Annotated in this window: 26 protein-coding genes and 1 pseudogene; 8 read left to right on the top strand and 19 right to left on the bottom strand. The window is 67.3% G+C overall.

Going from position 1 to position 23,984, the window contains the following annotated elements:
• Nucleotides 1-101: 101 nt before the first annotated feature.
• The 9 genes and pseudogenes from yajC to pdxS all read right to left on the bottom strand — a co-directional run bounded on the left by yajC (nucleotide 102) and on the right by pdxS (nucleotide 8,106).
• Nucleotides 102-416 carry a preprotein translocase subunit YajC gene (gene yajC, locus ACPXYO_RS12900; protein WP_423921115.1) on the bottom strand — a complete coding sequence of 105 codons (315 nt, stop codon included), beginning with the start codon at nucleotides 414-416 and terminating at the stop codon, nucleotides 102-104.
• 167 nt (nucleotides 417-583) lie between these two features.
• A complete protein-coding gene (gene tgt, locus ACPXYO_RS12895) occupies nucleotides 584-1,819 on the bottom strand; it encodes a tRNA guanosine(34) transglycosylase Tgt (protein WP_423921112.1) in 1,236 nt (411 codons plus the stop codon).
• Nucleotides 1,816-3,006, bottom strand: coding sequence for a tRNA preQ1(34) S-adenosylmethionine ribosyltransferase-isomerase QueA (queA, locus tag ACPXYO_RS12890; protein ID WP_423921110.1), 1,191 nt, complete (start codon nucleotides 3,004-3,006; stop codon nucleotides 1,816-1,818). Before queA ends, tgt begins: the two co-directional genes overlap by 4 nt.
• A 276-nt stretch (nucleotides 3,007-3,282) precedes the next feature.
• Nucleotides 3,283-4,359, bottom strand: a pseudogene (ruvB, locus tag ACPXYO_RS12885) (Holliday junction branch migration DNA helicase RuvB); the annotation flags it as partial.
• Nucleotides 4,356-4,970: a Holliday junction branch migration protein RuvA gene (ruvA, locus tag ACPXYO_RS12880; protein ID WP_423921107.1), complete on the bottom strand. Its 615-nt coding sequence runs from the start codon at nucleotides 4,968-4,970 to the stop codon at nucleotides 4,356-4,358. The pseudogene ruvB and the gene ruvA, both read right to left, overlap by 4 nt.
• A gap of 50 nt (nucleotides 4,971-5,020) precedes the next feature.
• A complete protein-coding gene (gene ruvC, locus ACPXYO_RS12875) occupies nucleotides 5,021-5,587 on the bottom strand; it encodes a crossover junction endodeoxyribonuclease RuvC (RefSeq protein ID WP_423921104.1) in 567 nt (188 codons plus the stop codon).
• A gap of 94 nt (nucleotides 5,588-5,681) precedes the next feature.
• Nucleotides 5,682-6,455 (bottom strand): YebC/PmpR family DNA-binding transcriptional regulator, encoded by a 774-nt coding sequence (locus ACPXYO_RS12870; protein WP_423921102.1) that lies wholly within the window; start codon nucleotides 6,453-6,455, stop codon nucleotides 5,682-5,684.
• An 82-nt stretch (nucleotides 6,456-6,537) separates the two neighbouring features.
• Entirely contained in the window at nucleotides 6,538-7,161 is a 624-nt protein-coding gene (pdxT, locus tag ACPXYO_RS12865) for a pyridoxal 5'-phosphate synthase glutaminase subunit PdxT (protein WP_423923852.1), read from the bottom strand.
• Nucleotides 7,162-7,200: 39 nt separating this feature from the next.
• Entirely contained in the window at nucleotides 7,201-8,106 is a 906-nt protein-coding gene (pdxS, locus tag ACPXYO_RS12860; protein WP_423923850.1) for a pyridoxal 5'-phosphate synthase lyase subunit PdxS, read from the bottom strand.
• Nucleotides 8,107-8,307: 201 nt separating this feature from the next.
• Here pdxS and ACPXYO_RS12855 point away from each other — a divergent pair, with 201 nt between their 5' ends.
• The 3 genes from ACPXYO_RS12855 to ACPXYO_RS12845 all read left to right on the top strand — a co-directional run bounded on the left by ACPXYO_RS12855 (nucleotide 8,308) and on the right by ACPXYO_RS12845 (nucleotide 9,757).
• Nucleotides 8,308-8,622, top strand: coding sequence for a hypothetical protein (locus ACPXYO_RS12855; protein ID WP_423921099.1), 315 nt, complete (start codon nucleotides 8,308-8,310; stop codon nucleotides 8,620-8,622).
• The gene (locus ACPXYO_RS12850; RefSeq protein WP_423921096.1) at nucleotides 8,622-8,936 is read left to right on the top strand and encodes a hypothetical protein; all 315 of its coding nucleotides are present in this window, start codon (nucleotides 8,622-8,624) and stop codon (nucleotides 8,934-8,936) included. The genes ACPXYO_RS12855 and ACPXYO_RS12850 overlap by 1 nt, the downstream gene beginning before the upstream one ends.
• A gap of 77 nt (nucleotides 8,937-9,013) precedes the next feature.
• Complete coding sequence (locus tag ACPXYO_RS12845; protein WP_423921094.1) at nucleotides 9,014-9,757, top strand: metallophosphoesterase family protein; 744 nt, start codon at nucleotides 9,014-9,016, stop codon at nucleotides 9,755-9,757.
• Here the strand turns inward: ACPXYO_RS12845 and ACPXYO_RS12840 are convergent.
• The 4 genes from ACPXYO_RS12840 to ACPXYO_RS12825 all read right to left on the bottom strand — a co-directional run bounded on the left by ACPXYO_RS12840 (nucleotide 9,748) and on the right by ACPXYO_RS12825 (nucleotide 13,371).
• Nucleotides 9,748-11,439, bottom strand: a complete 1,692-nt coding sequence (locus ACPXYO_RS12840) for a hypothetical protein (protein ID WP_423921091.1) — start codon at nucleotides 11,437-11,439, stop codon at nucleotides 9,748-9,750. The genes ACPXYO_RS12845 and ACPXYO_RS12840 overlap by 10 nt on opposite strands.
• Nucleotides 11,436-11,846 (bottom strand): IS607 family transposase, encoded by a 411-nt coding sequence (locus tag ACPXYO_RS12835; protein ID WP_423921089.1) that lies wholly within the window; start codon nucleotides 11,844-11,846, stop codon nucleotides 11,436-11,438. The genes ACPXYO_RS12840 and ACPXYO_RS12835 overlap by 4 nt, the downstream gene beginning before the upstream one ends.
• 137 nt (nucleotides 11,847-11,983) lie before the next feature.
• A complete protein-coding gene (locus ACPXYO_RS12830) occupies nucleotides 11,984-13,045 on the bottom strand; it encodes an integrase core domain-containing protein (protein ID WP_423916777.1) in 1,062 nt (353 codons plus the stop codon).
• Entirely contained in the window at nucleotides 13,042-13,371 is a 330-nt protein-coding gene (locus ACPXYO_RS12825; RefSeq protein ID WP_423916776.1) for a helix-turn-helix domain-containing protein, read from the bottom strand. Before ACPXYO_RS12825 ends, ACPXYO_RS12830 begins: the two co-directional genes overlap by 4 nt.
• A gap of 107 nt (nucleotides 13,372-13,478) precedes the next feature.
• On the opposite strand from ACPXYO_RS12825, the gene ACPXYO_RS12820 reads away from it, so the two are divergent.
• The 5 genes from ACPXYO_RS12820 to ACPXYO_RS12800 are packed head-to-tail and all read left to right on the top strand — an operon-like array spanning nucleotide 13,479 to nucleotide 18,348.
• Complete coding sequence (locus ACPXYO_RS12820; RefSeq protein ID WP_423921086.1) at nucleotides 13,479-13,769, top strand: hypothetical protein; 291 nt, start codon at nucleotides 13,479-13,481, stop codon at nucleotides 13,767-13,769.
• A 20-nt stretch (nucleotides 13,770-13,789) separates the two neighbouring features.
• Nucleotides 13,790-14,836 (top strand): integrase core domain-containing protein, encoded by a 1,047-nt coding sequence (locus ACPXYO_RS12815; RefSeq protein WP_423921083.1) that lies wholly within the window; start codon nucleotides 13,790-13,792, stop codon nucleotides 14,834-14,836.
• A 60-nt stretch (nucleotides 14,837-14,896) separates the two neighbouring features.
• On the top strand, nucleotides 14,897-15,298 hold the full coding sequence (locus ACPXYO_RS12810) for an exonuclease SbcCD subunit D C-terminal domain-containing protein (protein WP_423921080.1): 402 nt from the start codon (nucleotides 14,897-14,899) through the stop codon (nucleotides 15,296-15,298).
• The gene (locus tag ACPXYO_RS12805; protein WP_423921077.1) at nucleotides 15,295-16,815 is read left to right on the top strand and encodes an AAA family ATPase; all 1,521 of its coding nucleotides are present in this window, start codon (nucleotides 15,295-15,297) and stop codon (nucleotides 16,813-16,815) included. Before ACPXYO_RS12810 ends, ACPXYO_RS12805 begins: the two co-directional genes overlap by 4 nt.
• Nucleotides 16,816-16,866: 51 nt before the next feature.
• On the top strand, nucleotides 16,867-18,348 hold the full coding sequence (locus tag ACPXYO_RS12800; protein ID WP_423921075.1) for an SbcC/MukB-like Walker B domain-containing protein: 1,482 nt from the start codon (nucleotides 16,867-16,869) through the stop codon (nucleotides 18,346-18,348).
• 138 nt (nucleotides 18,349-18,486) lie between these two features.
• Here the strand turns inward: ACPXYO_RS12800 and ACPXYO_RS12795 are convergent, their stop codons facing one another.
• The 6 genes from ACPXYO_RS12795 to ACPXYO_RS12770 all read right to left on the bottom strand — a co-directional run bounded on the left by ACPXYO_RS12795 (nucleotide 18,487) and on the right by ACPXYO_RS12770 (nucleotide 23,960).
• Entirely contained in the window at nucleotides 18,487-19,293 is an 807-nt protein-coding gene (locus tag ACPXYO_RS12795) for a M48 family metalloprotease (RefSeq protein ID WP_423921072.1), read from the bottom strand.
• 67 nt (nucleotides 19,294-19,360) lie between these two features.
• Nucleotides 19,361-20,440 carry a glycosyltransferase family 4 protein gene (locus ACPXYO_RS12790; protein ID WP_423921069.1) on the bottom strand — a complete coding sequence of 360 codons (1,080 nt, stop codon included), beginning with the start codon at nucleotides 20,438-20,440 and terminating at the stop codon, nucleotides 19,361-19,363.
• A 113-nt stretch (nucleotides 20,441-20,553) separates the two neighbouring features.
• Nucleotides 20,554-21,612 (bottom strand): phosphatidylinositol mannoside acyltransferase, encoded by a 1,059-nt coding sequence (locus ACPXYO_RS12785; protein WP_423921066.1) that lies wholly within the window; start codon nucleotides 21,610-21,612, stop codon nucleotides 20,554-20,556.
• On the bottom strand, nucleotides 21,609-22,202 hold the full coding sequence (locus ACPXYO_RS12780) for a CDP-alcohol phosphatidyltransferase family protein (protein ID WP_423921063.1): 594 nt from the start codon (nucleotides 22,200-22,202) through the stop codon (nucleotides 21,609-21,611). Before ACPXYO_RS12780 ends, ACPXYO_RS12785 begins: the two co-directional genes overlap by 4 nt.
• Before the next feature lie 2 nt (nucleotides 22,203-22,204).
• A complete protein-coding gene (locus tag ACPXYO_RS12775; RefSeq protein ID WP_423921060.1) occupies nucleotides 22,205-22,780 on the bottom strand; it encodes a hypothetical protein in 576 nt (191 codons plus the stop codon).
• A 61-nt stretch (nucleotides 22,781-22,841) separates the two neighbouring features.
• On the bottom strand, nucleotides 22,842-23,960 hold the full coding sequence (locus ACPXYO_RS12770) for a cysteine--tRNA ligase (protein ID WP_423921057.1): 1,119 nt from the start codon (nucleotides 23,958-23,960) through the stop codon (nucleotides 22,842-22,844).
• Nucleotides 23,961-23,984: the final 24 nt, after the last annotated feature.

Below are 23,984 nucleotides of genomic sequence, written 5' to 3'. Positions count from 1 at the left end.
CGCGCAATCGGGTCGTCAACAGGAACCTGCCGCTCTCAGGCTTACGCCGGCACTGCTGCCGGCATCGCGGCACCTAGCAGCGCAGTGCGCTCGGGTCAGGCTCATTCCGGCGCGTCGAAGTCGTCCGATGTGGGCGGCTCGGCCGTGCCGTCACTGCGAGCGTGCGTGATGATCTCGCCGATGGCGCGGCGCTGCACTCGCAGCTCCACGTCACTGTCCACCTCGATGCAGACGACCTCACCGGGCTCTTCGACCGCCACGATCTTGCCGATGACCCCGCCGACCGTGGCGATCACGTCACCAATGTCGGCACGGCCCAGCATTGTGGCGCGCTCCGCGGCGCGCTTGCGTTGCGGCCGGATCATCAAGAAGTACATGAGGCCAAACAATGCGACGAGCAGGATGATCGAGCTCATGATGTGCTCCTCAGTGCAGGCGAGTCTCGGCGGAGCACTCCACCAGCGTGTGCCGGCGATGTGCGCCGTGCGGGGGCCCCGGAGTGCTGCACCCTGCGTGCAGCGTGCAGGCGATCCGAGGCCAGTACGGCGGGTCAGCGTACCGGGCCACTGCGGCTCGCACTGACTCAGCCCCAGACTTCGTTGACCTGCTGGCGGAAAGCATTGAACCGTCCCGCCTCAATGGCAGCGCGGGCGTCGGAGACCAACTCGGCCAGGAACGCAATGTTGTGCAAGGTCAAGATGCGACCTGCAGTGGGTTCGTTCACGCTCATGAGGTGCCGGAGGTACCCGCGACTGAAGCGAGCTCCGGGCTGCGGGCGGCCGTCGGGTCTGGCCGGACGGGGATCGAGTGGCGTTTCATCGCGGGCGAAACGGGCATTGCGGATGTTGATGCGGCCCTGCGGTGTAAGCGCCGTGCCGTGACGGCCGAGGCGGCTGGGAAGCACGCAGTCGAACATGTCCACGCCTGCTGCGATGGCGTCGACGATCCGGGCCGGGTCGCCGACGCCCATCAGGTAGCGCGGCCGGTCTGCGGGCAGCACTTCGGCCGCTGCTGCGAGGGCCGGGGCCATCTCGCCGCGGGACTCCCCCACCGACAAACCGCCGATGCCGTAGCCGTCGAAGCCGATCGATGCCAGCGTCTCGGCGCTGTGGCGGCGCAGCTCTGGATCGATCCCGCCTTGACAGATGCCGAACAATGCCTGCCCGCCGGCGGTCCCGTCCCGGCGCGCAGTCTCCATGGCCGCTGCCGCCCTGGCCGCCCAGAGGTGCGTGCGCTGCGTCGCGATGCGCACTTCGGTGGGCGGTGCTGGCAACTCTGGACAGATGTCGAGCGCCATCTGAATGTCGGACCCCAAACGGCGCTGCGCGTCGACGGCGTCTTCGGGCGTCAGCCGCATCTGCGTGCCGTCATAGGTCGAGCGGAACGTCACGCCCTCGTCGTCCACCTTGGATTTCACATTCTGGGAGGGATCGGGGGGATCGTCGCCATCGGAGGCGTCTGAAGATCCCTGACGGCGCCCCAGCGACATGATCTGAAAGCCGCCGGAGTCGGTGAGGAAGTGGCCGTCCCAGCCGACGAAGCCATGCAGGCCACCGAGCGCCTCAACGACATCCACACCCGGCCGTGCCGACAGGTGGTAGGTGTTCGCCAGCACCACCTCCAGACCCAAGTGCTCGTAGTCGGAGGAATCGAGATGGATGACGGCGCCGCGGGTCCCCACCGGCATGAAGACCGGCGTTTGAAAATTGCCGCGGGCGGTCGTGACCTGTCCTCGCCGGGCCGAGCCGTCCGATGCCAGCAATTCATATGCGGCCCTCGAGGCCGTCCCCGCCCGCGGCACGCCTTCGGAGGCGCTCATTGCCCACTGCTGCGCTGGAGCAGCATTGCGTCGCCGAAGGACAGGAAGCGGTAGCCATTCGCCAGCGCCGTCTCGTACAGGTCCCGCCAATGCGGCCCGATGAACGCGTCGATCAGCAGGAGCAGCGACGACCGGGGCAGGTGGAAGTTGGTGAGCAACCCATCCACCACCAAGAATTCAGCGCCCCGCCGCAGGAACAGCTCGGTCCAACCGCAGATGTCGCTCGTGCCCGTCTCGGCGACGGGCTGCCGCGCCAAGGCGGCAGACTCCAGCGCCCGCACGGTGGTGGTGCCCACTGCGACAACACGCTCGGCTGCGTCGCAAGCCGCGAGCGTCGCTGCGGGCACCCGGTAGTGCTCGACGTGCATCTCGTGCTCGTCGGCATGTTCCGCGGTCACCGGCGCGAATGTTGCCAGGCCAACCGTCAGGTCCACAGTTGCGATCTCGACGCCATTTGAACGCAGCGCATGCAGAACACGCTCTGTCAGGTGCAGACCTGCGGTCGGCGCTGCGGCAGAACCGTCCGTTCGTGCGTAGACCGTCTGGTAGCGATCTGCGAGCGCCGCCCGGGCCGCGTGGCTGTCGGCAGCGTCGACACCGATGCGTTCCGCAATGGCGCTGCGCGCCGTGTTCGGGTCGATGTAGGGCGGCAGCGGCGCCTCCCCGGCGCGTTCGAGCAGCGGAGCCTGCGATACGTCGACGAGAGGTACCCCATCGACGAGGACGTCCACAGCGCGGCGCTGCCGATCCAATCGCTGACGCACGATGACTTGGACGTTCGGGTCCCTTTCCGAGACCAGCACGGTGCCGTCGGCAATCCGGCGCGAGGGCCGCACAAGCGCAGCCCAGGCCCCGTGCCCAACCTCTCGCGCGTCACCCCCTGCGTCTTCCCCGGCCGCCTGCATCTCGGAGGTGAGCGGTTCAAGCAGCAGCACCTCCGCGACCCCGCCCGTGCGCTTGCGCAGCGGAAGGCGGGCGGGCATCACCCGCGTCTCGTTGACCACCAGCACGTCCCCAGAGCCCAGCAGGGAGGGAAGGTCGCTGATGTGCCGGTGCTCAGGCGGTATGCACGGCCCCCGGTCCGCCAGCAGCCTGGCGGAGTCACGAGGCTCGGCGGGCACCTGCGCAATGGCTGACGATGGCAGGTCGTATTCGAATTCGCCCATCAGTAGCCGCTGCGAGTCCATCGCAGATCGAGGCTATGGCTGCCCGCCGCAATCGCTCACGGCTTCGCCGACGCCTTCAACCGCAGCACGCGACAGCAATTGAGAGCGACGGCCGGGCCAGTGATCTCACCACGGCGCTTCGTCGACCTGCACCTTCGGCGTCAACCGGGTCCCTTCCTCATCGACCGTGCGCTCGGACCGGTCCGCAGGCGGCGCTGTCGTCACCTCGGGCTCCGGTCCGGTTTCGGCGGCATCGAACAGCGTGTGTCCTGCATCATCGCCGCCGGCTCCACTGAGCAGACCCGCCTCCGCAGGAATCTCGATGCCCAGGTGCGCGTACGCCGCCGCGGTAGCGATGCGGCCACGCGGCGTGCGCTGCAGCAGCCCGCGCTGGATCAAGAACGGTTCGTACACGTCTTCCACCGTCTCGGTCTGCTCTCCGACGGTGATCGCCAGTGTGGAAAGGCCCAGCGGCCTCCCGGAATGAGTCACAGCCAGGGCGTCGAGAATTGCCCGGTCCAGCTTGTCGAGCCCGAGCTCGTCGACCCCGAACACAGCCAGTCCCTCACGGGCCACCGACACGTCGACGGCACCGTCGGCGCGCACTTCTGCGAAGTCGCGGACGCGGCGCAGCAGCCGGTTGGCAATGCGCGGTGTGCCCCGGCTGCGGGAGGCGATCTCCGCAGCGCCATCGGCATCAATCTGCACGCCGAGGATTCCGGCTGCTCGGGTCACGATCGCGGTGAGGTCGCCGGTGGAGTAGTAGTCGAGTCGTTCCACCAAACCGAAACGGTCACGCAGCGGCCCCGAGATCAGCCCGGTACGGGTCGTGGCACCCACCAACGTGAAACGAGGCAAGTCGAAACGGATCGAACGCGCAGCTGGACCCTTGCCCAGCACGATGTCGATAGCGAAGTCCTCCATGGCGGGGTAGAGCACTTCCTCGACGATCTTGGGCAGGCGATGGATCTCGTCGATGAACAGCACATCGCCGTCGGCCAGGTTGGTGAGGATCGCTGCCAGATCGCCTGCACGTTCCACGGCAGGCCCCGACGTGAGATGCAGCGCCGCGTCCAATTCGACGGCGATGATGCTTGCGAGCGTCGTCTTGCCCAAGCCTGGCGGGCCGGCGAACAGCAGGTGGTCGGGCGATTGGCCGCGGGCCACCGCGGCTCGCAGCGTGATGGCGACGTGTTCTCGCACTTCGGGTTGGCCGACAAATTCATCCAGCGAGCGGGGCCGCAGCGTGGCCTCGGCGTCGCCCTCGTCTGCCGCCGAGCGCGTCGGATCGGTGGCATCGCTGCGGCTTGACCCTGAGGGCGCCGTTGACTCCGCGCGCCGATAGCCCTCGGTACGAGCCCCTCCGGCGCTCATCGCGGACCGAGCTCCTGCAATGCCACGCGCAACAGCGCTCCGGTGTCGGCCGTTGCGTCACGCCCCGCTGCAATAGCGACAGCGGCCATGGCCTCACGTACTTCTGACGGGCTGAATCCCATCTGGCCCAGCGCAGCCCGCACTTCCGCCACGGCAGAGCCAGCGCCGTCGCCGGTCGGTCCAACCGCAGCACCGACGGTCTCAGGTGCACCCAGTCGCGACTTCAGGTCAAGCACCATGCGCTTGGATGTCTTGGCGCCGATGCCGGGCACGAGTTCGAGCACAGCAGCATCGTCGGCTGCCACGGCTCGCCGCAGCTCGTCGGGCGGCAGATGACTCAGCACTGCCAACGCCAGCGCGGGACCCACGCCATGCGCGCTCAGCAGCGCCTCGAAGCAGCGCCGCTCATCGAGTTCGGTAAATCCGTAGAGGTCGGAACTGTCCTCGCGCACGTGATGGTGCACATACACGAAGCACTCGTCTCCTACCGGGCCGGCTCCGGCCAGCGTCGAGGGCGCAACGGTGACGCGGTAACCCACCCCGCCAGCCTCGATCAGCATCTCGCCGGCAGGATCCTTGTCGAGCAGGCGACCGCGCACTGATCCGATCATTGGAGACCGATCATCGCGAGCCGTTCATTGCGGCGGATTCTCGGCCGGTGTCACGGCACAGCCGGCGGGGGCACCACCCCGACGGCGGGAAGCAGCACCCGCGCTCGGCCGTGTGTCGCCGCGCGGTTCCATGGCGCCTGGGACAGGTGGCACAGTGCGACCGCAGCCGCATCGGCAGCATCTGCCGGCTCGGGGGTTCCGGGCAGTGCGAGCAGTTCGCCGACCATGCGCTGCATCTGGTCCTTGTCGGCCCCGCCCCAGCCGGCAACGGCTTGCTTGATCTGCGTCGGCGTGTATTCGACCACCTCTGCCCCCGCTGCCGACGCAATCGCCATGGTCAGCCCGGCCACCTGCGCGACACCGATGGCTGTGCGGACGTTGACCTGGAAGAACACTCGCTCCACGGCGACCACCGAGGGGCCGAACTCCTCGATGAGCGCCCGCAGCTCGCGCATCTGCGTCGCCAGGCGTACCGCTTGCGGCTCGGCGGGATCGGTGCGTATCACGCCCAAAGCCACCGCCTCGTTGCGAGTGCGCTGCGAACCGGAGCCCGGAATCTGCTCCACCACGCCGTAACCGCAGCGCGACAATCCAGGGTCGATCCCCAGTACGAACATCAGTACGAACCGTAGCCCTTGGCACAGTTCCGGCTGGGTATGCGCGAGCCTTCGAGCTCTGCACGATCGACGCTGTTTCGCTCAACTGCTCGCCTCAGTTGGCGATCGTCTCCAGCAGTGATTCGCTGATGTCAAAGTTGGCGTACACGCCCTGTACATCGTCGTGGTCGTCGAGGGCATCGAGGACCGCCATCACCTGCTTTGCGGACGACGCATCGGTCAGCTCGATGAGGTTCTGCGGCGCGTAAGTCAGATCCGCCGCCTTCACCGCTATACCCGCCGCCTCGATCGCGTCGCGCACCGCCATGGTGTCGGCCGGCTCGGTGATGACTCGCCAGGAGTCGCCCTCGCGCTCGATGTCCTCCGCGCCCGCCTCCAGCGCCACCAGCATCAGTTCGTCTTCGTCTGGCTCAGCCGCGTCAGGCTCGGATGCCACCGCAGGCACTACCACCACGCCTTTGCGCTCAAACTGCCATGCCACCGCACCTGGCTCGGCGAGCGAGCCGCCTGCACGTGTGAACAGGCTCCGGATCTCCGAGCCGGTTCGGTTTCGATTGTCGGTGAGCACATCCACAAACATCGCCACGCCGCCGGGCGCGTAGCCCTCGTAGGTGACCTGCTCGTAGGACACGCCTTCCAGCTCGCCGGTGCCGCGCTTGATCGCCCGCTCGATGGTGTCCAATGGCACCGAGTTGTCGCGGGCCTTCTGGTACATCGTCCGCAGCGTTGCGTTGGAGTCCAGGTCGCCCCCGCCCTCGCGTGCCGCCACCTCGACCTGACGGATCAGCTTGGCGAACAGCTTCCCGCGTGCCTTGTCGGCAGCGCCCTTGCGGTGCTTGATCGTCGCCCACTTGGAATGACCGGACACGGACCCCCTCCCGAACAAAGCGTGCCAAACGACATGCGCCAAACGAGGTGCACTCGTGAGGACAGTCTGCCGGACGCGTCCCTCAGTGGTTTGTCGACGCGCCGACCATGTCCAAGAAGATCCGGTGAATGCGGTCGTCGGCGGTCAGCTCCGGGTGAAAGCTCGACACCAGTATCGAACCCGACCGGCACAGCACCGGGACCAATGCAGGGTTGCCGATTCCCGACGAGTTCACCGCGGGCCGGATCTCCGCCAGCACTTCCACGCCGTCGCCGGTGCGCTCCACCCATGGAGCTCGTATGAACACCGCGTGGAATGGCTCGTCGAGGCCCTCGGTGGCTAGATCTGCCTCGAAGCTGGCGACCTGACGGCCGAAGGCGTTGCGCCGCACCGAAATGTCGATTGCGCCGAAACATCGCTGATCCCCTCGGCCGTCCAGCACTTCGGCAGCAAGCAGGATCATGCCCGCGCAGGTGCCGAACGCCGGCATGCCATTGACGAGACGCTCTGACAGCGCGTCGAACAGCCCGCTCGTGCCGAGCAGATGCGACATCGTGGTCGACTCGCCACCAGGAAGGGCAACAGCATCGACGCCGTCGAGGTCGGCGGGCGTACGTACTTCGACAGCCCTCGCCCCGACTCGGCGGAACGCGGCGACGTGCTCGGCTGCCGCGCCCTGCAGCGCGACGACGCCGACTAGCGGCAGGCTGTCGCTCGTGCCCGGGGATGCGGGGCAGCTCAGCGCTTACCAGCCGCGTTCGGCGAGCTTGGTTTCGAGGCCTTCCATCTCGAGACCAGGCATGGCGGTGCCGAGACCCCGGCTGACTTTGGCCACCACCGATGGATCGCGGTAGTGCGTCGTGGCTTCCACGATCGCCTCGGCGCGTGGTCCCGGGTCTTCGCTCTTGAAGATGCCCGACCCGACGAAAACCGCTTCCGCACCGAGTTGCATCACCAGCGAAGCGTCAGCCGGCGTGGCGATGCCGCCAGCGCAGAACATGGGGACCGGCAAACGGCCGGTCTCGGCAATTTCCTGCACCAAACCCAGCGGCGACTGCAGCTGCTTCGCCCAATCGAACAGCTCGGCGGAGTCGGCCTGGGTGATCTTGCGGATATCGCCCGTAATGGACCGCAGGTGGCGGACGGCTTCGACAATGTTGCCGGTACCGGCCTCGCCCTTGGACCGAATCAGGCAGGCGCCTTCAGAGATGCGCCGCAGCGCCTCGCCCAAGTTCGTCGCACCGCACACGAACGGCACAGTGAACGCCCACTTGTCGATGTGGTGGGCCTCATCGGCGGGTGTGAGCACTTCGGATTCGTCGATGTAGTCGACGCCCAGCGCTTCGAGGATCTGGGCCTCGCCGAAGTGGCCGATGCGAGCCTTGGCCATGACCGGGATCGTGACTGCTGCCTGGATGCCTTCGATCATCGCCGGATCGCTCATGCGAGCCACACCGCCGTCTCGGCGGATGTCGGCCGGTACCCGTTCGAGCGCCATGACGGCGACAGCTCCGGCGTCCTCGGCGATCTTGGCCTGCTCGGCCGTGACGACGTCCATGATGACGCCGCCCCGGAGCATGTCGGCAAGCCCGCGCTTGACCCGCACTGTCCCGACCAGATGGGACTCTGCTTGCTGCGCGTCGGTGGGCATCGAGGCGCCAGTTTGGCCTGTGCTCGTGGGGCCTGAATTCATGGGCCCAGTGTACGGACCGGCCCCCGAAGCGCAGGCGGGATTGTCGGGTCCGAACGCTGTGGGGTCGAGCACGGTGCCACAGGCGGAACAGCGACGCTGGTGCCAACCGGATCGAGGCCCGGGGCGACCGTCACACACCCGCTCCCTAAACTTGGTGTCGTGGCCACGACCCGCTTCTCGCGACCTGTCGAGATCCCCGACGATCTCGGGGACGTCTCAGTCGCGCCCGTGACTGGCCGGGTGACGCTGCCGCTGCATGTCGCATGGAGCGGGCAGGGCGACTACGACATGTCGAATGAAGACCAGCTGCGGTCTGTGTATGAGCTCGTCATGACCGAAGGCACCGAGGACGACGTGCTTCAGTACATCGACCTCAACCAACTGCTCGACGTCTGGGAAGACCTCTGGCTGTCGCCGCACGTGCGGGAACGCTGGACGGCGTGGCTGCGAGGCCGCGGCCTGCTGCCTGAGTAGTGCTTACTGACCTGCAGCGCCGCGTCTGGCACGTCGTAGGTCCACTGCCGGACAGCGAATCGGTCGCGCTCGCTGGCGGCGGCACGCTCATCGTGCTGGGGATCGTCGATCGCGCCACGTCGGATCTTGACTTCTTCGCAGCCTCGGCCTCACAAGCCGAGCGGTTCATTCCGGCGGTCGAGGCCGCGTTGGCGGCCGATGGGCTGCGCGTCGACCATATCCAGACCGGACCGGGCTTTGCACGCCTGCGAGTTTCTGACGACACGAGAACCAGACCTGTTCGAACGACGGATCTCCGCAGGGGCCATAGATAACCGCAGAGATCCACAGGTCCTCTCCGGCAGCGCTACCGGGGGTTGTCGCAACCGCTGTGTACCCTGCCGCAGCGCGCTTGCTCCACACTTCCGACTGGCACTTGGGCCGAAACTTCCACGGTGAGTCGCTGCTTTCCGAGCAGCAGGAGGCCGTCGACCGTCTGGTCGAGCTTGCGTCGAGCGCCGAGGTCGACCTCGTCGTCATCGCAGGCGACCTCTACGACCGAGCCATCCCGCCCGCAGACGCCGTCACCCTCTTCAACGAGGCCTTGGTGCGCCTGCATGACACCAGCGCCAAGATCGTCGCCATCGCCGGCAACCACGACTCGGCCGCTCGCGTGGCGGTGGCCGACCAACTCCTCGAGCATGCCGGCGTGACCATCCGTGGCGATGTCGCCCGGTGCACCCGGCCGCTCCGGTTGGACCCCGACGACAGCGGGCCGACCGTGGCTGTCTTCCCGGTGCCGTACCTTGAACCCTCAGTCGCCGGGCCGGTGCTCCGTCGTCTGGACGACACTGATGGCGCTGAAGCAGCCGTCGCCCCACGCCGGTTCCGCCACCGCGACGTCACCGACCACGCAACCACTCCGATCCGGCGCTACGCGGCCTCTCTCGGCCCGGTTCGCACGGTCGTCGTGGCGCACACCTTCGTAGCCGGTGGTACCACGTCCGATTCCGAGCGCGAACTCACCGTCGGCGACATCGATCTCGTCGACATGTCCGCCTTCGACGGATTCAACTACGTCGCCTTGGGCCATCTCTATCGCGACCAGGCCTTCGACAACGGCCGTGTGGCCTACTCGGGCACCGTTCAATTTTGATGGAAGGTTGTTCCGTCTCGGCGTCCTGAACGGTTTAGGTCCGCCTGTGCTGTTTGGGCGACTGTCCGCTGCGGAGTCCGCACGCCATCCATATTGGGTGGCGCTCGTCGCGCAGCGTTGCTCGCTTGGTCAGCCATGCCGTGGGCAGTCGTGCTCGGCTCCGCGGTAGTTCCCACTGGACGATCCTTCGGCTCGTTTCGTGGATTGCCGTTTCTGCGCTTCGCGTGGTGTCCTTGGCTTCTTCTCCCGATCACAACAGCAGCAGCTTCGTGCCGGTTGCCTTTTTGCGTGCGGGACTGGTTGAGGGGCTGGTGCCAGTAGCGGCTGCCCCATCGGCTGGTGTAGGCCGGGTCGACAGCGACCATGGCCATGCTGTGCTTGTCGGCGCTGGATGTCATCGCTGCCATGAATTGTCGTGTGGGGATGCCGGCGGTCTTTCGCCTGGCTGTGCGGCCGGGTCTGCCTCGACGTCCTCGTTGCCTTCCCAGTGTTCGTATATCGGAGAAGTCGAGCTTCTCGACCGCTGAGAACGTCGCCCCGTGCTGTGATCCCCATGTGTGCAGACTGTCGACGGCTTCGCGTACCCGACCGAGGCGTTGCGCGCTGCTGCCGTGCTGAGGAATGTCGACTGTGAGCGGGGCGCCGATCGGGTTGCCTGAACGGTCCAGCACGCGTGCGGCGACGTTCCCTGCGTTGAGGTCGATCGCCATGCAGTTGCCTGAGCGGGTGATTTTCTCGACGGTCGGCGGGTCATCTTCCCCGGAGGGGCGCAACACCCACGAGCTGGTGATGTACCAGCGCTGCTTGGACGTGTCGTAGGTGATCTGGTAGGTGAGCGCCTCTCCTGCTATCGCACGGTTGCGCCACTGCCCAGCACGATGATTCCAACGCAGCGGCGAGCTGATCTTCAGATACGGACCTGATGGAGTGTTCGACAGGTGCTCCATGTCCTTCGGGAGCCGCAACAGCAGCTCGCATTCGCCGTTGCCGGCAGGGATGACACGGATCGTCTCGTTGCCGTGTCTTTTGCCTGTCTCCCCGTCAGCGGCCAGGAACAAGCGGCGCGCTCGCCATTCCTGTTCCCATTCTTCCAAGCTCAGCCCCGCTGCTTGCAAGTTGTGCCGTTTGCGGAGCAGTTTCTTGCCGCCGATCACAACCCGCGGACGCCCCTCGCTCAGCCGTTGCCGTGTTCGTGCTGCACGGCCGCGGAGCTTCTGCGCACGACGCTGCTTCTGGAACCGTTCATCGCGCGACACATACCCGACTCGCTTGCGGCCCCGCCGTGCCGTGCCCTTCCGCGAACCGCCGCCGAGCGTGTCCAGCGTCGGCAGCGCTGCACGGGCATCGATCTCTGACACCTCGCGAAGATCTCGGTCCAGCAGCTGTTCGTCGTTCAGCACGCCACGCTCGTACAGGTCAGCAGCCCGACGAGTGATCGCCCCGGCTTGCCGCGCAGTGACAGACTTCGTGAGCTCCCGCTTGATGTCAGCGCGCCACAGATGCTTATGCCCCGGCCCGAGACGCAACCTGTGAGCCAAAGCGGCCCCCACCATCGAACCGAGCCGCTCACCGACCGACCGCAGCACCGCGTCCTCATCAGCAGACACCCGCAACGACGTGCGAATCGACACCGCTGACGGGCCCGCAGCCACGAACGGATCGCTCAACGCATACCGAGTCACCCAGCTGCTGCCTCCAACGCACGCTGCGCACGTCTCGCAGCCGAACGCTTCCCATACAACCGAGCGCACATAGACGTCAGCACCTCAGTCACATCACGAACCAGGTCATCCTCGATCTCGTCCGGTTCGATCACCACCACCTCACCGCCAGAACCACGGACACACGCCTCGACCATCTCGAACCCGAACCGGGCCAACCGATCACGATGCTCCACCACCAACCGCAAACGGCCTCCCTGCCCCAACACCCGCAACAACTTGCGGCGCTTCCCGTTCAAGCCAGAAGCGGTCTCCAGCACCACCTCATCGATCGCCCACCCATGACCGCGAGCGAAACGCTGCAACCGATCCGCCTGTGTGTTGAGGCTGATTTCGTGTCGTTGTTTGGGGTTGTTTTCAGCCAGCATGGGAGGGTTCTCGATCGAGCCTTGAGGAGGCCCGTTGAGCTATCAGCCTGCCAAGAAGTGAGGTGTGTCTGACTCTTCGCGACAGATCGCCGGTTTTTTCAGGCCGCATCGGCGGGTGGGCGGTGGTGGTTGGTTGGTCATGGTAGTGGTCGGTTTCGGTGCCAGGCTCGGCGTTGCCGGTCGGCGTTGCGCATCCCTTGTTGGCGGGCGGTTCGGATGGCGTCACCGCGGCTTTCGTGTTCGTCGTTTGGGGTCACGTAGCCGATGGCTTCGTGCAGCCGGACGCTGTTGTGGCGGGCTCGGGCCCGTTCGAGCTCGGCGGCGAGCAGGGCGGGGTCGGTGATCGCGGTGAGGTGGGGGTGCTCGTGTTTGACGTGGCCCCACAGCGACTCGATCCAGGCTTGGTCGGTCGGTGTGGAGGGGCGGCCGAAGTGCTGGGCGATCGAGCACAGGGCCATGAACCGGCGGGTGTCGTTGGCGCGCATCTCGGTGCCGTTGTCCGAGATCGCCAGCAGCAGCGGGATCTCGGCTCTGTCGTCGGGGGGTTCGGCGTCGGGGTCGTCGAGGCGTGCCCGCAGCTCGTCGGTGAGCAGCCCCTCGTTGTCGAGGCCGCGCATGAACAGGACCCGAGCGGCGACCGAGTCGGGGTTGGCGGTGAGGTGGGTGCAGATCCATTTGCGGCTGACGAGGTCGACGATCGCGTACGCGTGCTTGGCTGGGCGGCAGGCCGGGAACTGGGTGCCGTCCCAGCACCACAGCTGGTTCGGGTGCCATTCGCACCAGGCCGGCCACGGCGTCTTCGCGCTGCGCGCTGGCCGCGGATCGCCTTGCAGGGCAAGGCCGTGACGGCTCAGCACCCGATCCACTGTCGAGGGCGACACCCACACTCGCTGCTCGTAGGAGCCGCGATGAGCGAGCTTGCGGTGCGAGCGGTCGATGTCGCCCCAGTCGTCGAACAGCGTCACGATCTCGGCTTGTTCCCACTCGAGGAGCCCATGGATCGGGTTCCCGCCCGGGGCGAGGTCCTCAAGACCGCCGACGGCTCGGCGCTGCCGCCAGCGCCACACCCTGCCCCGGTCCACTTCGAGGACCGCGCAGGCCCGGGCCGCACTCCAGCCCGCAGCCGCTGCGTCGCCGATCAAGCCGAGCAGCGCTGCCTTGGCGGCCCCGTCGACGCGGGCGGGGATCGGGCCGCTCATCCCCAATGCGATTTTCCCCGCAGGACCGCCAGCTCGACCGCCTGCTCGACCACCGTGGACTGGAGCCGCTCGACCTCGGCGCGCAACGCCGCCGCCTCGGTCGCCTCTGCACGGGACCGGCGCGGCCGCCCCGGCCTGGACGCCTGCAAAGCGGCGATCGCCCCGTCGCGAGCCACCGCACGCAGCCGAGAGATCACCGAACGATCCACCCCCGCCTCCGCCGCCGCGTCGGCCTGGGTGATCTGCCCGGTCAGCATCCGCAGCCACAAGTCGTACTTCTGCTCCGCTGTCAGCACCCGCTTCGCTATTCGGTCCTGCGAACTCATCGGCCGCAGCCTCCTCCTCTGAGACCGCCAACCCTGCCCGACGCTGCCTGAAAAAACTCAGAACCTGTCGCGCTAAATCAGACGCAACACAGAAGAGGAAGCGGTTTTTGGCGCCGCAGGAGAAGTACGAGATCTGGATGCAGCTCGTGCGCGGGGAGATCACGGTCGCGGAGGCGGCCGGGAGTGCCGGGGTGGATCGCTCGACGATCGCGAAGCTGCGCGAGGTCGCCCGGCAGGGCGCGCTCGATGCGTTGGCGGCGTCGCGTCCTGGGCGTCGGGACTCGGTGCGCGATGTGGAGCTGGAACAGGCTCGGGCCGAGGCGGAGCGTCTTCGTGCGGCGTTGGCGGAGATGGCGGTGAGGCTGACGCTGTTGGAGGGAAAAGGGCATTGGGGCTGAGCGGCCGGGTCCCTGCCAGGGTGGACGCGGCCGACAAGGCAGCACTGCTGGGCCTGGTCGGGCGCGCTGAGGCCGCGGGATGGAGCACCGGTGCTGCATGCGGGGGCTTGGAGCTGTCGGTGCGTCGCGTCCAGCGGTGGCGGCGCCGTGTCGCCGACGGCTCGGGCCTCGACGGCTCAGCGCCGGGCGGGAACCCGTCCCATGGGCTGACCCCGCACGAGGAAGACGAGATCGTGGCGGTGTTCGACGAATGGGCCGACATCGACCGGTCGCATCGCAAGCTCGCCCACCGCGGGTCGTGGCTGGGCCGCTTCTGGGCCGACCCGTCCACGGTGCGGCGTGTGCTGGAACGCCGTGACCTGCGCTTTCGCGGCCCCAAGCGCAGCCCGCGCGTTGCCCGGCGGCCGTGGCCGGCGTGGGCCGAGTCGGCCCCGAACCGGATCTGGACCTGCGACACGACCCACTGGCCGCGCGCCCAGGCAGCCACGACAGTGATCTGCGACGTGATCTCGCGCAAACCGATCGCCGACATCACCTCCCGGGACGAGACCAGCATCGAGGTCCAGGCCGTGTTCGGCCGGGCCCTGCGCTGGGAGGGCATCGAAGACGTCATCGACGAGCGCAACCCCGACGCACTGAGATGGGACCCCGACAGCGACGACATCCCGGTGCTGCTCGTGCTGTGCGACAACGGCCCCCAGACGGCCTCGGGATCGACACGGGAGTTCATGGCCCTGTGCTGGCTCGCCACCCACTACCGCCGGCCCGGCACACCCACCGACCAAGCCTGGACCCAGAGCCAGTTCGGGCACCTCAAAATCGAGCAGCCCCACCTGGAGCTGATCAGCGACATCGACGTGCTGCGCGCCGAGCTCGAACACCAGCGCAACCACTACAACACCGTCCGCCTTCACGCCGGCATCGGCTACCTCACCCCCGACCAGGAACACAACGGCCACGCCGACACGGTGCGCGCAGCCCGACGCCACGGCCTCGACCGCGCACGCGAACAACGCATCGCATACCATCACAACCGACAATCACAAGAACCCGACCATGCTGGCTAAACCCACCCAAAAAAGCGACATTAAGTCAGACACACGTCAAAATCCGTCCGCATCGTCGAGATGGACACCCGAGGGCGCTGTCGCACCGAGGTCGTGCCGCTGGAGGTCGGTCGCCCATTGCGCACCCTGCGAGGCGCGTTCGACGATCTGCTCGTCAATCCCGAATTCGCCGACGCCGAGCGGGCGCGTGTCCGTATCCAACTCACCGACTTGGACCTCCCGCTGCAGGCCATGCCCCGACTGCAGCAGCGCTTTCCCCACGCTGTTGTGCTCGATCACCAGCCCGACGGACACGTGGCGGCTGACAGCGGTGACGTCGCATCGGCAGTGCGCAGCGGCATGGGGCCGCTCGACCTCACTCTGCGATTCTGGTCCGAGCTGCACGGGGCCGACGCCTCCGAACCGCACCAAGCCGTGCTCAGGGAGGCGCTCGCAGCCACCGGCACGGAGGATGACCGGTGAAGCCGCACCGCCTCGCCTTCTGCGCCCTCGGCCCGTACGCCGACGAAGTAGAGATCGACTTCGACCCGCTCGTCGAGGAGGGACTCTTCCTCATCCACGGCCCCACCGGAGCAGGCAAGACCTTCCTGCTCGACGCGCTCTGCTTCGCTCTCTACGGTGACGTGCCAGGCGGGCGAGCCAAACACACTCTCCGCTCCGACCACGCCCCGCTCGACGTGAACCCGTGGGCAGAGTTGGAATTCACGTCGCAAGGGCATCGGTGGCGGGTCCGGCGAAGCCCGGAGCACGAATCGGCCAAGGTGCGAGGCGAGGGCACGACTCGCCGTGCGGCAGAGGCAACGCTCGAACGGCGCGAAGGCGACGAATGGCGAGCCGTGGCAGCGAAGATCCGCGAGGTCAATGATGAGATTGCCGGATTGCTCGGACTGACCGCCCAACAGTTCCAGCAGGTGATCCTGCTCCCACAAGGTCGCTTCGAGCGGGTCCTCCGATCTAACTCCGAGGACCGCGAGAAACTGCTGCGCACGCTCTTCGACACGGCCGTCTTCGGGGCAGCATCGGAGTGGCTCGACAATGCTGCCAAGAGCCGCCGGGAAGCGGCGGCCGAGCACGAACGTGAACTTGCGAACCTGCGTCGACGGGCCGCCGAACGGTGGCGGTCCGTGACCGACGACGCCGAACAACCCCTGCCCGCTGATCGCTTGGACGACGAAGCCGACACCAACGACGCCTGGCCAGCCGATCAGGCCGCCCTCGACGAAGTCGTTCGCAACGCAAACTCGCTGATGAACAACGCCGACACCGCTGCCGGGTCCGCCGACGCGGCGCTAGCAACGGCCCTTTCCACTCACATCGCCATTAAGCGGATCGCCGAGAACTGGGACCGGCGCGCCGGACTCCGCAAGCGCCGGGACGAACTCGCCGACGAGCGGCCGGCCGTAGATGCCCACCGTGACACCCTCCACTTCGCCGACTCAGCCGAGCATCTACGCCCCCTATTGGACACCGAACAGCGCCACCAGGTCGAACTCGCACGGTGCACCACCCGGATGAACGAACAGATCGCTGCCGTCGTGGATCATTGCAACGAGGCACCGAGCCTGCCCGAGGGCCTCGCCGTGCCCTCTGCCGACGCGACGCCGACAGCTCAGGACCTAGACGCCATCGGTACCGCACTCGCCATTCATCGCAGCAAGCTCGACGACCTCGCCACACACGCTGCCACGGCCGAGGCACGAGAATCCACTGCCGCCTCCGAGCGGGGCGCCGAGGCTCGCCTTCGACTGGTCAAGCAGCAGCAAACTGCGGTCGCCGCGACGCACGAACAAGAGCGCCAAGTGGCCGAGAACAAACTGATCGGGGCACGGACGGCCGCCGACCAGGTGGCCGCTCTGCGAGCAGCGGCCGAACTGGCATCCCAGCGAGCCGATGCGGCGATCGAACTGGTCTCGAGGGGATCTCGCCTGACTGCGGCAGAAAGAGCGGCCACCGTGGCCGAGCGAGCGACGCTGGACTGACGCCGCGAAGCGCTGGACCTGCGACAGCGGTACCTGGAGGGCATTGCTGCTGTGCTGGCGGGAACACTCCAGGACACCGAGCCGTGCCCTGTCTGTGGATCGACCGATCACCCTTATCCGGCCGAGCCCGCTGGCGATGCCGTCGCCATCGAGAATGTCGAGACCGCGGAGACCGTCGCCGCCGGAGCCGAGCGGGCCGAAACTCGAGCGCGGAAGACATTCAAGCTACTTGCCGAGAAATCCGCCGTGTTGCGGGGGCGTGCCGGCGACACAGCCGATGATCCCGAGGGCGCCGCTGCGCTGGCCCAAAAGGCCAGCGCACTGCTGCAAACCGCCACGGAACTGGCGGGGCAGGTCGAAGGACTCGGCAAGACCGTGACAGCGCACCGCGACAACGCCACAACTGCGGCGGAGGCGGCCAAGCAAGCCGCTCTCGACGCCACTGCGGCCTCGGAGCGTGCCAAGGCAGCCGAGAACGAAGCGTCGACCCTGCGGACGGGCATCGCCGATCAGATCGGCGACATCGATCCCGTTGCAGCCATTGAAGCGATCACACTCATCGAAGAGGCCGTCGAAGCGTTGTCCGCGGCCGAGCGCGGCCTGACGGCGGCCGAGACCACGCTCCGGGCGACGGCCGCCGCTCTCGACGCGCAACTCGCTCCGTCACCCTTTGCCACGCCTGACGGGGCACGCGCCGCACTGTGCAGCCTTGAAGAGCGCGGCGAGATACGACAGCGTGTCACCACGTACGACACGGCGAGTCGGAACGTCCACCGTGACCTCGAAGCCGATGCACTGCAGGGCGTGCCCGAAGAACGAGCTGACACGGACGCGTCGGCTGACGCGCTCGCCGATGCCGACGCAGCTGCGAGAGCCGCCAATGACCGTCGGACGATCACCGCCGATGCCCACATCGCCATCAGCGGCTGGGCGGCTGACTACCGAGGCCGCAGCAAGACTTACGCCACCGCCCTCGCCGAGGCGGAGCTGTGGTCGACGGTGGCCGGCCGGTGCAACGGTCGAATGCCGCCGAGAGTCTCATTGCAGCGCTGGGTGCTCTCGGCGTACCTGGAGGAGATCTGCACCTTCGCCAACCGACGGCTCGGCTCTATGACCGGTGGGCGTTACCGGCTCAGCGTCCATCGCGACCGCGAATGGGGTGGCGGCAAAGCCGGCCTGGGCCTGCGGGTACACGACGTTTACACCGGACGTGAGCGCGAGGTCTCCACTCTTTCCGGCGGTGAGACCTTTCAGGCGTCGCTGTCGCTGGCCCTCGGCGTCGCCGACGTGGTTACCTCCCATGCTGGCGGTGTGCGTCTCGACGCACTGTTCGTCGACGAGGGATTCGGCACTCTCGACAGCGAGGCACTGCAACTCGCCTTGGACGAATTCGACCGCCTGCGAGAGGGCGGCCGTACCGTTAGCCTCATCAGCCACGTGGGTGGACTGCGTGAGCGCATCCGCACCGGCATCGAGGTCTGCCCCACCGACCGCGGCTCCACCGTGAGCGTTGGCACCATGTCCCCCGTCTGAACTACGCCACAATTCAGCGAGTCCCCAGAAGCTTGTGTCACTCAGACGGGCGGCATCCTCGCCGAAAAACTCGCAACCACGTCACCAATACGACTGCTACGACGATGGGTGTTCCCACCCCTGAACACCGCGCTCACTTCAGAATTCGCGCAGCACCGCGACACGCGTCTCAAGGTCTGCCCGGTAGTCGGGCAAATCGTCCGGGAGCTGGGTCTCGGCAGCTCTCGGATCGGCCAGCCACAGCGGCCACGTCACTCTCGGTGCATCGGTACGCACAACCGCTCCCGACATCGTTTCGAGCGCGTCGGCGAGACCTGGTGGGTAGCGGGTCAGCCTCACGGCTTCGGCGTCGTCGTCGAAGTCGTTGCCGGTGCTGGCCTCGCGCTCCAAGCGGGCCTGAACGAACGGCCACAGGGAGGTCCACAGCAGCGCGGGCAGCCCCACCGTCGTCACCGCTGTGGTCAGGTAGGCACTACGCCCGTCACGAATCTGTGCCAGCAGCCGCGCAACGACGGCCTCCAGCTCGATGCGGTTCAGCGAGTCGAGCAAGCCCTGTGTGACGACAACCGTGGACCGCTCGGATTGCCGGCCAAACGCAGCGGCGTTCGCCCCGCTGCTGGGAGCGACAACGAGCGCTGGCGCTTGAACCCCCACCAGCAGGCAGACGCCGTCAACGACGTTCGCCAGGCGGGGCTCATCGTCAAAATCACACACCTTCGAACTGGCACCGAACAGCGCATTTCGCAAGCGTCGCTCTCCGACCGCCAGCCAGGTAGCGGCGAGTCCGCAGGCCGCTGCGAGCGCGATCGGCATCACCCACCAGCCCAGAGGCGTGAACAGCGCCACCAGCACGCCCACGATCGCCCCCGCAACGAGATGCACGGCCCAGAATTCCGCCAGCAGCTTGTCGGCTCGACTGCGGTAGATGGCGAACAGCGGGTCCACCCGCTGCATTCAAGCGGCCCCAATCACTATTGGCACAGCACAGGTGGCACAGCTTGACGGGCAGACCTCAGCTGGCACGGCGTCGCGCGATGGCACGTCCGTAGATATCGAGGTAGATCTCGGCCAGCCGAGCCATCGAGAACTGCTCGGCGCGCTGGCGGCCGGCCGCCACGAGGTCCGCGGCGCGGTCGGGGCGCCTCAGCAAACGCAGGAGCGCCGCTGCCAACGCTGCCGCATCGCCAGGGGCGACAAGCTCGGCTTCGTCCCCAATGCGAACGACGTTGCGGTATCCGGGCAGATCGCTCGCTACCACCGGTGTTCGTGCAGCCATGGCTTCGATGAGCACCACGCCGAAACTCTCGCCATGCAATGACGGCACGCAGAACACGTCGGCGCCCTTGATGCGAGCCAGCTTCTCGGCCTCGCTGACCCGTCCGAGCCACTCGATGCGCGTGTCGCGCTGGTATCTGCGCTGCAACTCCTCGGTCTGCGGGCCGCGCGACATCACCCACAGACGCACTCCTTCAGGCAGTCGCGACATGGCTTCGAGCAGCACCGTGAGGCCCTTGCGCGGCTCGTGGCGACCGATGTACGCGATCGTGGGTGCGGGGCTGCGCATGGGAGCGACTTCGTCGAAGCGATCCAGCTCGACACCGTTGAAGACCAACTCGTAGTCGCCGCCCACGCCATCACGGGCCATCTCGGCGGCATCGACCGAGACAGCGGCCCGAATGTCGATCCTCGTCGCCAGCCACCGTGTTCCCGGCACCAAGTACGCAAGGCTGCCCCCCGCTGCATGCCACGTGCCGACGATCGGCGTCGAGCCCAGGAACAGAGCTGTCTGCGTCGGCCCGGGACACAGCGGCTCATGCAGGTGCAGGACATCGAACTGCTCGTCACGCAGCGCCCGAACCGTGCGCAACGTGCAGGCGAAGTCGGGCGCAATCGGGGCGACCGATCCGTTCGTGAAGGTAGGAATGCTTGCGCCCAGAGGTGTGACACCGGTCTGGGGCGGTGCGCCGTCGCAAGGAGCGAGCACTCGTGTCTCGTGGCCGCTCGCAGCCAAAGCTCGAGCCAAACCCAGCACCTGCATCTGGACACCGCCAGGGCTGGTCAGGCTGTAGGGCGAGATGATCCCGATTCTCACGGGCAGAACCTCATAGGCCGCACCTCACTGACGATCTGCGCAGCAATCTTCACTGCCGCCCAGACGCTAGGCGCGGTATGCGGGTCGCACAATGCGCTCTCTTGACGCTTCCGCTAGTCGCCGTCGGCTGCGTCGCCTGACACGGCTGGTCGGTCTGACGGCCAATTGGGACCGAAGAGGTGCCACTGATGCGGTTCTGCAGCGATCAGCGTCACCAACTCGTCCGCGAGCCGCTGGGTGACCGTAGCAACATCGTCACGGAGGCGCCCGCGTCGGGTGACGTCTACCGGCGGCCGAACCGTGCCGAGGTGCCTGCCCCGAGGTCGGAAGTACACGGCGGTCGGCAGCAGGGCCGCACCTGATCGCAGTGCCAGCAACGCCGGACCTGCCGGCAACGTCGTCTGCTCGTCGCCGAAGCTGACCTCGATGCCGTCGCTGGTGAGGTCACGGTCGCACAACAAGCAGACGATCTCATTGCGTCGAAGCGCGCCCAGCACCTCGCGGCCCGCGTCTGGTCCGAGCGGCACGACGCGCATGCCCAACCGCTCACGGAAATTGGCGAACCACTCGAAGAGCTCCGGCGGATGCAAGGGCTCGACCACCACGCTGATCGGCAACCGGTTCACGGTCGCCATCCAGAATCCGGCCCACTCCCAGCCCCCCAGGTGCGGCAGAGCCAAGATGACGCCATTGCCGCGCTCGAGGGCCTCCTCGACATGGTGGTAGGCCGGAACATCGATGCCGCGGTCCAGGGTGCTCTCACTCAGCGCGGGCAGCCTGAACGACTCCAGCCAGTAGCGGGCATAGGAGCTGAAGGCCCCGGCGGTGGCCTGCTGCACGGCTCGCTTCGCCGCCATTGCGTCTGCGCCGGCTTCGCCGGCATCCCGTTCAGACCCGCCGGCACCCGCCCCCGAAGCAATCCAACGCTGTGCCCGTGCCTGGTGCCGGCGCACCATGTCGGCCTTGGCGGGCATCAGCCGCGCCAGCACGGGGCCCGCAAGCGCAGCCAAACGCTCACCCAGCCACAGCGGGACCATCCGGGCTGCGGTCGCTCCCGCTTGGTACCCCAGCACAATCGCCTTGTCCCGCCCTTGCAGGCGGCGTGCCTTGTCCCGCCCTTGCAGGCGGCGTGCCTTGTCCCGCCCTTGCAGGCGGCGGAGCACTGCGCTCACTGCGACATTCGCGCGCTGGCCTGACGCCACACCTTCACAAAGCGCATCACCGCTGTCACGGTTGAGAGCGCGAGCAGCACCCACAGCAACGGAATGAGCAACACCTCGAAGGCAACCGCCACGGCAATCACCACTGTGCGTTCGGCACGCTCCATCAGCCCGCCCTTGGCCACGAAGCCCAGCAACTCAGCCTTGGCACGCTCGTAGGAGATCACCGCACTGACGCCGAGCACCGCCATGGGCAACACGGCCCAATGCGCGCCGTGCTCAGAGGCGAGATACCAAGCGATGCCACCCAGCAGCAGGCCATCGGTGACCCGGTCGGCCGTCGAGTCGAAGAATGCGCCCCGGCTCGACGAGGTGCCCCGCGCTGCCGCGACCGGCCCGTCAAAGAGGTCAGCGAGCGCAGTCACCACCAGGAACACGGTGCCGAGACCCAGTCGGCCTGCACCAATGGCAATGGCGCTCGCCGCTGCCATCACGAGCCCGAAAGCAGTGAGCACGTCAGCGCTCAGGCCGATCGCGGCGAGTCCACGCCCGATCGGCGCTGTGACTCTGTCGACGCCCTTGCGGAACATGCCGTCAAACATCGTCAGCTCCCGTCGCCGGGCTCCGGGATTGCGCTCGTGTGCACACCAGCGCCGTCGGGAGCCTCTGGCGCTGAGCTGGGCACCGTCTCAATCCAGGTCTCGGGATTGTCCTCCACCCAACGCTCGAGCACGGAACCGCTCAGCGCATCCACGAGCACCAAGCCTCTGCGCTCAGGCGGGTCTTCCGCCGAATACACGAGCACTCGCCATGTAGGGCGGCTCATCCAGCCCCGCCAGCCGAGCTGCGCGCTGGCGTGCCCGACAGCAAAACCGACGTCGGTGACTGCGGCGACCAACGCTTCGTTCTCATTGACAGCGAATCGACGTCCCGCTGCGAATTGGTAGAGGCCGGCGAGGGCGAGCAGTACACCGCCTACCGCCACACCTTCGTTGAGCAGGACCGATTCGCCCTCAGCAGCAAGCGCCGCTGTAGCAGCCCACACACCCGCTGCGAAGCACAGTGCGCCGGTGATCTTGCGCCGCGAGTTGTCGGGGAACTTGTACGCGCCGACAAATCCTCGGTCCAGGTCAGCGGGAAGCGCGTCGCGTACCTCGCCGAGGTCGTCTGGCTCGGCCATCGAGGCCAACGCTACCGGCGCCCTCGCAGGCGCTCGCGGCTGCTTGCGCTTCTCGCACGAACTAGAGCACGACGCCGAGCAGGGCAGCTGCGTCGCTGGCGGACTCACCGTCCGCGACGGCCGTGTCGATTGCTGCGAGCGCGCCCGGCGTGTCGAGATCGTCGTCCAGACGCTCGCGGACGCTCGACAGCGCTCCGTCGCCGGGACCCGCCGCCCGCCAGCGCTCGAGTCGCCGGGCCGCATCGGCCACGCGGCGCTCATCCCAGTCCCAATCGGCCCGATAGTGCGCACCCAGCAGCGCCAACCGCAGCGCCATGGGCTCCCAGCGCTCGCGCAAGTCGGACACAAACACGAGGTTTCCTGCCGACTTGGACATTTTGGCGCCGCCCTGTCGCACCATCGAGGTATGCATCCAGTGGCGCACGAATGGTCCACCGGTGACAGCTTCGGACTGTGCCCGGGAGCACTCGTGGTGCGGGAACACCAGGTCGCTTCCGCCACCGTGCACATCGATCGTCTGACCGAGGTGAGCGAGCGCCAGAGCAGAGCACTCCACGTGCCACCCGGGGCGGCCCGGACCCCACAACGACGACCATTCCGGTTCGTCGGGAGCTGCACGTTGCCACAGCACGAAATCCAGCGGGTTGCGCTTGTCTGGATCGTCGGGCCGACCGCCACGCCTGCGGGCCAACTCGATCATCTCGGTGACGCCGAGGCGGCTCAGCTCCCCGAAACCGGGTGCCTTCGAGACGTCGAAATAGACACCTTCGCCACTGCTATATGCATGTCCGCTGTCGAGCAACTGGCCGATCACTCGCCGGATGTCGGAGATCGCTGAGGTGGCTCGGGGCTCGCTGTCGGCCCGCAGCAGCCCCAGCGCCTCCATGTCTGCGTCGAACGCAGCCAGCGACCCCGCCGCCAGATCCAGGTAGTGCACGCCCATGGCACGCGCCCGCGCCAGCAGGTCGTCGTCCACGTCGGTGATGTTGCGGACGCACCGGGTGCGCCAGCCGAGATCCCGCAGTCGCCGCTGCAGCACGTCGTAGGCCAGGAAGGTGGCGGCGTGGCCCACGTGGGTGGCGTCATAGGGCGTGATCCCGCACACGTACATGCGCACCGTGTTGCCTGGGCGCACGCTGAGCGGCACGATGGCCCGCCGCTGCGTCTCGTACAGCCTCATCGCTCTGCGCTCAGAGCACCAGCC

This window comes from Candidatus Poriferisodalis sp., from assembly GCF_965237655.1.
GTDB lineage: Bacteria > Actinomycetota > Acidimicrobiia > Acidimicrobiales > Poriferisodalaceae > Poriferisodalis.
This window is presented reverse-complemented; position numbering and strand designations above follow the sequence as displayed.